This window comes from Flavihumibacter sp. CACIAM 22H1 (genome assembly GCF_001601815.1).
GTDB lineage: Bacteria > Bacteroidota > Bacteroidia > Chitinophagales > Chitinophagaceae > Flavihumibacter.
Genome location: NZ_LUKG01000025.1, coordinates 1 through 10,403, shown reverse-complemented (window position 1 = coordinate 10,403; position 10,403 = coordinate 1). Strand labels below are relative to the sequence as shown.

The window sequence follows — 10,403 nt, the reverse complement described above, 5'->3', positions numbered from 1 at the left end:
GCAAGAAATCAGTACAATATCTCAAGTAATCAACCCGATGCTGTATTTGGTGCGCAGCTGGCCTTGAAATCGGGCGTGGAAGAAAGCCTGATAAGCAGTATCCTTTATGAATTTAAAGTAATTGAAGAGCATGGCACAGTGCCCGATGAAGACCTGCTTAGGATGAATGAATTAATAGAACTGTTTCATATAAAACGATCCTGATGGAAGAACAAATTTTTAATGAAAGAACCAATCTGGAAAACCTGAACCAGGCAGTTGATGCGCTTAAAGAGGAAGTTGCCAAGGTAATTATTGGGCAGGAAAATATGGTGGAACTGCTGCTGGTAGCTATTCTGGCAGATGGCCATGTGCTAATTGAGGGGGTGCCCGGGGTGGCAAAAACGTTAACTGCCAGGCTCCTTAGCAAAGCGGTAGACGTGGGTTTTTCAAGAATCCAGTTTACACCAGACCTTATGCCAAGTGATGTGCTTGGTACAAGTATATTTCATCCGCAACAGGCCAGTTTCCAGTTTAGGAACGGCCCGGTTTTCAGCAACCTGGTATTGATCGACGAAATTAACCGGGCTCCGGCTAAAACCCAGGCTGCCTTGTTCGAAGTAATGGAGGAAAAGCAAGTTACCGTAGATGGGCATACCTATTCCATGGAGGCCCCATTTATGGTGGTAGCTACCCAAAACCCGGTGGAACAGGAGGGTACCTATCATTTACCGGAGGCACAATTGGATCGTTTCTTATTTAAGATAAATGTTGGTTACCCGAACACAGAGCAGGAAGTAGCCATTCTTCGTTTGCACCATGGCCAGGGAAATGATAACCTCTTAACCGGCATTAATGCCGTTATGGGAAAAGACCTGTTGCTGGCATTGCGCAAGCAGGTTAAACTGATTCATGTAGAGGAGAAATTATTGGGATTTATTGCGGCCCTGGTGGCAGAAACCAGGAACCATAAACATATTTACCTGGGTGCTTCTCCCCGTGCTTCCATAGGTATTATGAATGCTTCCAAAGCCTATGCCGCTATCAGTGGCCGTGATTTTGTTACACCAGAAGATATTGTTTTTGTGACCGCCCCGGTGCTCCGGCACAGGATCATTATTACCCCCGAAAAAGAAATGGAGGGGGGCACCCCGGATGAAGTTATCCAGGAAATCATTCAATCTATTGAAGTACCCCGCTGATGCCTGTTCCGAAATTTATTAAACAGCTTTATATCACCAACCGGTTGGTTTGGGTACTGATCGGCATTGCCTGTTTTTTCATCCTTACCTATTTTCTTCCGGTTCTTTTTGAATTCGGACTTATACTGCTTGGACTGGTTCTATTACTGTTTGTGGTAGATATATTGCTCTTATTCCGACATCCGGAAGGGTTGCAGGCTAAGAGAAAAATGGCGGATATCTTCAGTAACGGAGATGATAACAAGATTTTGCTCGAACTGAAGTCTGCCTACCCTTTCGCAATAAAAGTGTTGGTAATGGATGAAGTGCCGGTACAATTTCAGTACCGTAATTTTCAGCTTGCTGCAGGCTTGAAGTACGGCGAAACAGCGCAACTGGTGTATTACCTGAAACCCTTAACCAGGGGTGAATATTGGTTTGGTGCCATTAACTGCCTGGTCAGCAGCCCACTGGCATTAGCAGAAAGAAGATTTCCTGTTGCAGCTGAAAAAATGGTAATGGTATGGCCCTCCTTTCATTCTCTCCGTTCTTATGAATTGCTGGCCCATAATGCTACTACCTCGGAAATCGGTAGCAGAAAAGTGCGGAAATTGGGGCATAGCCTTGAATTTGAGGAAATAAAGGAATATGTTCCGGGAGATGATCTCCGCAACGTTAACTGGAAAGCAACAGCCAGGAAAGGTGGAGCGCTGATGGTTAATAATTTTATGGACGAAAGAAGCCAGCAGGTATATTGTCTTATTGATAAGAGCCGTGTGATGAAAATGCCCTTTGAAGGAATGACATTACTGGATTACGCCATCAATGCAAGCCTTGTTTTATCAAGGGTAGCCCTTGTAAAATACGACAAAGCTGGTTTGATCTGTTTTGACGAAAACAGGGGTAAAATGGTGCCGGCCGATCGGAAAGGTATACAAATGAGTTTACTGGCCGAAACCCTTTATCGCCAGCAGACCAATTTCCTGGAAGCGGATTATGAAAAGCTGGTAACACTGGTGAAAAGCCGCATAACCCACCGCAGCCTGCTTATCCTGTTTACCAATTTCGAATCCATGAGTAGTTTGCAAAGGCAATTGCCTTATATCCGTTCTCTGGCAAAACAACACTTGCTGCTGGTGGTATTTTTTGAAAATACAGCCTTGCAGGAGCAGGTTAAACAACCGGTGGAGGATTTGGAACAACTGTATATAAAAACAATTACTGAAAAATTCATTGCAGAAAAAAGGCTGATGGTAAAGGAATTGCAGAAATATGGTATACAAGCCATCCTTACCTCTCCTCAGCAATTAACCACTCAAACCATTAACAAATACCTTGAACTGAAGGCAAGGCAGATTATTTAATTTTGCTGCATGTTAGACAAGCAACAGGAGGTTTGGTTTCAATCCAATTTAATAAACCCGGCTAAGCAGGTAAGAATTCTCTTATTTGATGAAGCTATTCAATTATACGATGCCAGTGACGAATCCTTTATAGGCGCATATGCTTTAAAAGGAATCCGCCTGCTCCAGCACCAGCCGCCTTTAACCCTGTTGCAGCTTTTGCCCGGGGCAGAGGATCGGTTAACGATTGCCGATGCACACCTGTTGCTGCCCGAAATCCTGGAACGCATTCGTAGCGATCGGAAAATTTCTAAAAAAATCGGGCGAAACTGGAAATGGCCGGTTTTGTTCCTGGCAATTGCCGGTTTTCTTGTGGCGGCTTATTTCGGACTTATTTCACTGCTTACAGGGGTTGGCCTGAAGCTGGTATCTCATGAGAAGGAAAAAGAACTGGGAGCAATGATTTACCAGTCCATGTCAGAAAACCTACGGATAGACAGCCAATCTAGCCGCTCTCTCAGCCTTTTTGCCAGCCACCTTCACTTAAGCCCAGCCTACGAATTGGAGTTTACCGTGGTAGACGATAAGGAAATTAATGCCTTTGCAATACCCGGCGGGCATATCGTAGTGTATAAAGGCATATTAAAAGAAATGAAGGAGCCGGAGGAACTCGTAGCTCTTTTAGGACATGAAGCAAGTCATATCAATGAACGGCATAGTTTACGGTCTATTCTCCGGCAGTTATCAGGTTCTGTATTATTGTCTATGGTATTTGGAGACCTGGGCTCTATCGGCGCATCCATTGCCGGGCAGGCCGATCAGCTCCGGACACTGTCTTATTCACGCTCCCTGGAAGAAGATGCGGATGAAAAGGGCATGGAGCAAATGATCAGCAATAAGGTAGATCCGAAAGGTATGGTGGCATTAATGGATCGTTTACAGAAAGCCGAAAGCGGAAACACACTACCTGGGTTTTTAAGCACCCATCCTTTAACCAGCGAGCGGAAAAAATCGGCTTTGAAATTTATCGAAAAACATCCGGTACAGTTTGAAACACCTGCACTGCTTTCAACGGACTGGGATCGCCTTAAAAAAGATATTTCAAGAGAACAGGAAAATGCCTCCGAGTCTGGGGAAGCAGCACAAAATCAATGGTAAACAAAACAATAGCTGCCGGATAGTTACCTTTGCACAAAATGTTGTAGGGAGATGACTGATCCAATTGTTGAAAATCCATTTGCTGCTGGCCGCGTACTATTAATTGATAAACCACTCGACTGGACTTCTTTTGATGTGGTTCGTAAGCTTCGCAACCAGGTAAAAACAAAAAAAGTGGGTCATGCCGGTACACTTGATCCCCTGGCAACCGGCCTCCTGATTGTGTGTACCGGAAAATTTACGAAAAAGATAAATGAGTTTATGGCGCAGGAGAAGGAGTATACCGGCACCATTCAGCTGGGAGCATCCACGCCTACCTATGATCTTGAATCGACGCCGGTGCCTACTCCAGGGTATATACTGGATGCAACCGGCCTTCGTACAGATGCTGGCCGGGAATTGGAGGAAACGGTAATAAATGTGGCGATGGATGCATTCAGGGGACCAATTATGCAGGTGCCGCCTATTCATTCTGCTATTAAGATCAAGGGCCAGCGCGTTTACGAATTGGCCAGAAAAGGCAAGGAGGTTCAGTTGGAACCAAGACCTGTTACTATCCGAGAATTTTCGATCATCCGCCTTGATGCCGGCTTGCTTTATTTCAAAGTAATCTGTACAACTGGCACCTATATACGAAGTTTAGCAAATGATCTGGGGCAGGTATTGGGTTGCGGTGGCTATCTTACCAGCCTGCGCAGAACCAGGATTGGAGAGTATTCCGTTGAACAGGCCATGAGCATGGACGCTGCGGCCTCCTTCATACAACAGGAATTAGAAGGGCGCATTGATACCTAATTGAAATTGGCCTTTTAACAGGTTTACATTTTGGAACCATCCGTTTTTTTGATTCGCAAATAAGGGGTCTTTAAGTTTATAGGCCCAGTCGAACCGGATCATAAAATAATTGAAATCCAGTCTGAGGCTGGTTCCGCCGGCAACAGCAATATCTCGGTAGAGGTGCTTTAATCGAAAAACACCGGCATCGAGCGCTGGATTGCCCTGGTTATTCCGGTACCAAATATTGCCGATATCTGCAAAAAAGGCACTTTTTAAGTTTATGCCAAATAAAGTGCCCAAGGGGAAACGATATTCAATATTAGACTCCAGTTGAAAGTCGGCAAATCGAAAAGTGTTAGCGCCCTGGAAATAGTCAGAAGACCCGGGACCAAGCTGCCTAACCTGCCAGGCTCGCATGCTGCTTGGACCACCGGCAAAATAGGATTTAAAAAAGGGCAGACTGGGTTCTTTAACAATTTTGCCACTGGTATCGTATTGTTTGCCATAGGGAATTCCAAGTCCCACAAAAAAGCGAAATGCCCAGGATTTATTCCCTTTGTTGATATAATGCCTGAAATCAATATCCGCTTTGGCAAAACGAAAGAGTCGCGAATTCAGGTCAAATTGTTTGAAATTCCCAAAAATACCACCGCTTTCTTCCAGTTGAATTTTCAGGTTATATACTTTGTTCGACCTTGCCCAGGTATTCCGCACGATCAGGTATTGCGAAATGATGAGTCCGTCGTTATAAAAGTTTTCCAGGTTAGGGATGATGGCCGCCTGTTTATAGAAACTATCGGTTTTAAACAACCGTACAAATTCAACATTCAGGGGGCTGTAATACCAGTTTCGGTTTTTCTGGTTTATCCACTCATAGCCGATGGAGGTATTAACCGATTGTACCCGCAAAAAATCTCGCAGGTTGGTGATGGACCCGCTGGCCGACAACAGGGTACGGGAGCTTTGAAAGCGACGTTCCTGTTTTATTTTAAAGGGGGTAACAAATTTCGGGATTGTAAAACTTTGGGTTATACTGGTTTGGAAGGTTTGAATAATTCTGCCCTGATTACCTAGTTCTATACCAAACCTGAAATTGGTACTGGCAAGTACGGATTGTTTACTCAGGTTACGATCCTGCAGGCCAAAATTCAATGCTATACCGAACAGGTTGGTAGTGGTAATCAGGTCGGTGGCGTTCCGACTGGCTTCCAGGTCGACGGAGATATTCTGTTTTTTTGCCAGGTACATATTCACTTCAGCGTCCACCACCCCAAGGCTGTCTACCGGGTATAAATCAATGCCAACCTGTTGCCAGGCGCTCATTTGCTGAAATACATTGTTGGTGCGATACACATCTTTTTGCCGATAAAGATTACCTGGTATCATTTGGTTATTCCTGGCCAGAAATCCGGGCTTGGTCATGTTTTTAGAACGGATTACACTGATATTGTTCCGGGTAATGGTGTCTTTTTTGCTGGTTACCAGGCTGTCCTGAATCAGGGAAAGGTCGGGGTAAAACCGGATAAACCGAAACCTGTATTGTTGCAGTCGTTCAGGATTTTTAGTACCCCGCTGTTTAAATATGACATCAATCTGCGGGTTTTCTCTTCTTTTCTGAACCTCTTCCAGTAACCGGATCTGTTCAAAGGGATCCAGACCGGGGTCAATCAGGGCGGCAACAATGGTATCAACCTGGGCATACATGTCTTCCCGTGTAATTTTGAGGTAGCCGTTATCGCGAAAAATATTGAGCAGCCGGTCGATTTCCAAGGAAACTTTCTCATTGCTGTAAGCATCTCCTCTTTTTAGCTTGCTGTCTTTTTGATTGGCATTGGCCAGGGCTTGCAACGTACTGTCATGAAAGTCAAAAGCGAGTGAATCTATCCGTAATACTTTACCCGGAACCACTTTAAAATTTGTGGTAACTCTTTTCTGGTCTTCCACCTGCACCAGTGAGCTGTCCCAGCTAACCTGCCCATACATATACCCGTAAGCCCTGAGCAAATCATCTATATATCCAATTGATTCGGTGGCGTAGCTGGTATCAAATACAGGCGGACTTTCCATTTCTTTTCGCAGAAAGCCTTTTTTCCGGTACCGTACTTTCAAGCTATCGGAAAGCTGGTTTTCTATTTTATTGATCAGGTTTGCCTTTTCAGCGGAGGGGAGTTTTGCATCTACTTTGATCGTAGTTTTATAAACAAAGGGGTGCGGACTCGGATAATTTTTTATGACCTTGCAGCCGGTTATCAAAAAAAACAACAGGTACCCATACACCCTTGGCCAAAAAAGACGGGTGTAACACTTGTTGTTGTAAAAAACCATAGGCTGCTGAAAAATATATCTAATGATGACGAAAAATCAGGCCAAATATATTCAAAGTTTGAGCCATAAAAAATTCAGAGATGAAGAGGGCTTGTTTGTGGCAGAGGGACCAAAAACAGTGGAAGAACTACTGAGGCTACCACATATGCGGCCCAGACTGGTTTATGCATTACCCGAATGGTGGCAATTGCACGCCGAATGGCAGCAGCAACCATGGGCGCAGGTACTGGATGAACTGGCCCTTGCGCGTATCTCTTTTCTAAAAACACCCAACCAGGTACTGGGGGTATTTGAAAAACCGGATTTGGCTATTAGGCCGGGAGGCTGGCAGATTGTGCTGGATGGTATCCAGGATCCCGGTAACCTGGGTACCATTATCCGGATAGCTGATTGGTTTGGTATTCAGCAGCTTATTTGCAGTGAAGATTGTGCGGACGCATTTAATCCTAAAGTAGTTCAAAGTACGATGGCAAGTATTGGCCGGGTTGAAATCCTGTACACGGACCTCATAGCGTTTGTGGAGGCACATCCTCATCGTGACTTTATTGCAGCTACCCTGGAAGGAACCCCCATAAAGGAAGCGAAAGTGCATTTGCCGGCAGCACTGGTTATCGGTAATGAATCAAAAGGTATTCGACCAGAGTTACGTGCCCTGCTCCATCATTTTGTAACAATTCCACGAATTGGTGCAGCCGAATCGCTCAATGCAGCGGTGGCTACGGGAATAATTTTGGGGCAGCTGGTGTAGGCAGCAAGGAGGGGAGGAGCGGCGCATTCCCCTCCTTGCTGCCTTTCCTCACTTAAACTGTATCGCTTTAACCGGCTGTATATTTCTAACGATCAGGCTGGGGATGGTAAGCACGGCAAGGCAGATCAGGAAAGTACCGAGATTCACGGCTAACACCTGCCAGGGGATTACAAGAATTTCTGCTTTATCAATGTAGTACATGTCTTCGGGAAGGCGAATGAATTTAAACCTGTTCTGCAAGGCCAGCAGAATGAACCCCAGGATATTTCCTAAACCAATTCCAACCAGGGTAATAAGTGCACCGTGATAAAGAAAAATACGCTGAATAGTGGCGTTATTGGTGCCCAGGGCCTTTAATATGCCTACCATCCGGGTTCGCTCCAAAACCAGAATAATCAGACAGGTAATTAAATTTAGAACTGCTACAATTATCATAATAACCAGGGTAATACCGATGGTTTGGTCCTGCAGTGCCAGCCAGTCGAAAATATTGGGGTAAATTTCGAAAATAGTTTTACTGTTCCATAACATCGGCAGCCGGTTGAAGATAGCTTCGTTGATTTGCTCCATATCCTCCTGCTTATTCAGGAATATTTCATAGCCGCCCACCTGATTAGGCGTCCAGTTATTCAGCCGTTGAATCAGCCGGATATCTCCAATGGCAATTAGTTTATCGTATTCTTCTATACCCGTTTTGTAAATGCCTGCAACGGTAAGTTTTCGCGCCCGGGGTGCGCTGCCGTCATTCTGAATAAAATAAATTAAGATGGGATCATTTATTTTTAGTTTCAACTGGCTGGCGGTATAGGCACTCAATACGATTTCGTTACTGTAGCCGGAATCGGGGTAAACCATCCATCGGCCCTCTTTTAAAAAGCTTTGCAGGCGGGCTGAATCATAAAATCGGTCTATCCCTTTAAATAATACGCCTTCCAGGCTTTCTTCTGTTTTGAGAATTGCATTTTTTGTAGCATAGGCCTGTATTCCCCTGATGCCGGGAATTTCTTGCTGCAACTGCTCTACCGTATCGTTTCGATCAATCGGATACTCCTCTGAAATAACCGACTTACTGGGCTCATAATGCTGTACGCGGATATGCCCCCAAAAATTAAATATTTTCTGACTGATGGCCGATTGAAAGCCATTGGTAAAGGCCAGCGCCAGAATCATTGCAGCAACGCTGATTGTTGTTGCAGCAATCGCCAGCCGGATAATAAATCTGGAAAAAGACTGCTGGTTATTGAAGGCGACCTTACGCGCTATAAATCCGGCGATATTCAATCGGCATGGTTTTAGTCGCCAAATATAGGGGAGAAAACTATTTTTAACCGGATGCGTTTTGTAGTTTGGTGTCCTGATTGACCATTCAAATTAGTTGTTTTTACATGTATAAATCTATTATTCTGGCCAAAATCCTGCTACTTGGCGGGTTTTTGAGCCAGGCACAAAACATAGAACCCGATCAGGTATACAATTTGTCTATCCAGCAAGTAAAATTATTTCCGGTAGGCAACCCGCTTGGATACCCCATTATTCGACTGGGTTCAGCTGATCAGTTAGAACTTCATTTTGACGACCGGGAAGGAGGCACCAAAGCGTATTCCTACAGCTGGCAGTTATGCAATGCGGACTGGTCGCCGGTTAACCTGAATAGCATGGATTATGTAAAAGGATTTTCTCAACAAAGAATTACGACCTATCGCAATTCTTCGGTTGCACTTACGCGTTATACACATTATCAGGCACAGTTACCCGACAGGGGGTCGGTACCTTCCCGCTCGGGCAATTATTTGTTAAAAGTTTTTTTAAACGGTGATCCAAACCAGTTGGCGTTTACCCGCCGGGTGCTGGTAGTTGATGAAAAGGCCGCAGTAGGAATACAGGTACAGCAGCCCTTCAATAACCAGGTATTTACGACGCACCAGAAATTGGCATTTACGGTGAATATGCGCCAGTTGAACCTGGTCAATCCCATGCAACAGATACAGGTGGTTCTATTACAGAATAACCGTTGGGATAATGCAAAAACGGGTTTGAAGCCCACTTTTATAAGGCAGAACCAACTGGAATATAACACTGAACAGGACGCGGTTTTTGCGGCAGGAAAAGAATGGCGATGGTTGGACCTGCGTAGTTTTCGGTTGCAATCAGAACGGGTAGACAGTGCCGTTTATGCAAAAGATGGCACAAGCGTTTTTGTAAAGCCTGATTTTGATCGCTCTGCTTTACGCGTGGTGTATTACCGGGATGGAAATGGAATGTTCTTTAACGAAACATTGGATGGGTTAAATCCTTATTGGCAGGGAGATTATGCAACTGTATATTTTAGTTTTCGACCTCCTGGCGGAATGCCCTTCCGACAAGACCTTTACCTTTTTGGAGAATTAACCAATTACGGAAAAGACCCACAGGCAAAAATGGCCTTCAACAAAGAGAAAGGCTGGTACGAAACTTCTCTCTGGTTAAAACAGGGATATTATGATTATGGGTATGCCCTGCTTGATGATAAAGCGGGAAAGCCCGTATTCCAACTGGAAAAAACAGAAGGAAATTATTGGGAAACAGAAAATAGTTACCTGGTACTGGTGTATTACCGCTCCTTAGGTGGCCGCTCGGATGAATTGGTGGCAGTGGGGCGGGTTAATTCTTTGGGTGGGCGAAATCAGTGAGGGGGATAGGGGGAAGATTTATTTTTCCTTTTCCCGTTTAATTTTTTACTTTTGCACTGGCAGGTCTCATACGGCCAGCTCCTACTGAACTCCCCCAGGGTCGGAAGACAGCAAGGGTAGGTGGTTGTAGCGGCGCGATATGATAAGCCTGCCATTTTTTATTTTACCCAGCCCCGCTTTCTCCCTTCACCGTCTTCTCCTTTCCTCCTTCACCTCCCTTTCC

Annotated in this window: 9 protein-coding genes and 1 other RNA gene; 8 read left to right on the top strand and 2 right to left on the bottom strand. The window is 44.9% G+C overall.

Annotated features, from left to right (window positions below):
* The 5 genes from A1D16_RS09010 to truB form a co-directional block, all read left to right on the top strand.
* The coding region (locus A1D16_RS09010) for a hypothetical protein (RefSeq protein ID WP_290709034.1) at positions 1 to 204 on the top strand (204 nt) is incomplete at its 5' end.
* The gene (locus tag A1D16_RS09005) at positions 204 to 1,181 is read left to right on the top strand and encodes a MoxR family ATPase (RefSeq protein ID WP_290709033.1); all 978 of its coding nucleotides are present in this window, start codon (positions 204 to 206) and stop codon (positions 1,179 to 1,181) included. The genes A1D16_RS09010 and A1D16_RS09005, both read left to right, overlap by 1 nt.
* On the top strand, positions 1,181 to 2,524 hold the full coding sequence (locus A1D16_RS09000) for a DUF58 domain-containing protein (RefSeq protein WP_290709032.1): 1,344 nt from the start codon (positions 1,181 to 1,183) through the stop codon (positions 2,522 to 2,524). The genes A1D16_RS09005 and A1D16_RS09000 overlap by 1 nt, the downstream gene beginning before the upstream one ends.
* Before the next feature lie 9 nt (positions 2,525 to 2,533).
* Positions 2,534 to 3,661 carry a M48 family metallopeptidase gene (locus A1D16_RS08995; RefSeq protein ID WP_290709031.1) on the top strand — a complete coding sequence of 376 codons (1,128 nt, stop codon included), beginning with the start codon at positions 2,534 to 2,536 and terminating at the stop codon, positions 3,659 to 3,661.
* A 51-nt stretch (positions 3,662 to 3,712) separates the two neighbouring features.
* Positions 3,713 to 4,456 carry a tRNA pseudouridine(55) synthase TruB gene (gene truB / locus A1D16_RS08990; RefSeq protein WP_290709030.1) on the top strand — a complete coding sequence of 248 codons (744 nt, stop codon included), beginning with the start codon at positions 3,713 to 3,715 and terminating at the stop codon, positions 4,454 to 4,456.
* On the opposite strand, the gene A1D16_RS08985 is transcribed toward truB, so the two are convergent.
* Positions 4,433 to 6,763 carry a BamA/TamA family outer membrane protein gene (locus A1D16_RS08985; protein WP_290709029.1) on the bottom strand — a complete coding sequence of 777 codons (2,331 nt, stop codon included), beginning with the start codon at positions 6,761 to 6,763 and terminating at the stop codon, positions 4,433 to 4,435. The two genes, truB and A1D16_RS08985, sit on opposite strands and share 24 nt — an antisense overlap.
* Before the next feature lie 22 nt (positions 6,764 to 6,785).
* Here A1D16_RS08985 and A1D16_RS08980 point away from each other — a divergent pair, with 22 nt between their 5' ends.
* Positions 6,786 to 7,511, top strand: a complete 726-nt coding sequence (locus tag A1D16_RS08980; protein ID WP_290709028.1) for an RNA methyltransferase — start codon at positions 6,786 to 6,788, stop codon at positions 7,509 to 7,511.
* A 48-nt stretch (positions 7,512 to 7,559) separates the two neighbouring features.
* On the opposite strand, the gene A1D16_RS08975 is transcribed toward A1D16_RS08980, so the two are convergent.
* Positions 7,560 to 8,792 carry an FtsX-like permease family protein gene (locus A1D16_RS08975; protein WP_290709027.1) on the bottom strand — a complete coding sequence of 411 codons (1,233 nt, stop codon included), beginning with the start codon at positions 8,790 to 8,792 and terminating at the stop codon, positions 7,560 to 7,562.
* Positions 8,793 to 8,896: 104 nt separating this feature from the next.
* Here A1D16_RS08975 and A1D16_RS08970 point away from each other — a divergent pair, with 104 nt between their 5' ends.
* Together A1D16_RS08970 and ffs are read left to right on the top strand one after the other, a co-directional pair.
* Positions 8,897 to 10,180: a DUF5103 domain-containing protein gene (locus tag A1D16_RS08970; RefSeq protein WP_290709026.1), complete on the top strand. Its 1,284-nt coding sequence runs from the start codon at positions 8,897 to 8,899 to the stop codon at positions 10,178 to 10,180.
* Between the two features lie 57 nt (positions 10,181 to 10,237).
* Positions 10,238 to 10,337, top strand: an RNA gene (gene ffs, locus A1D16_RS08965) — signal recognition particle sRNA small type.
* The last annotated feature ends 66 nt before the right edge of the window (positions 10,338 to 10,403 follow it).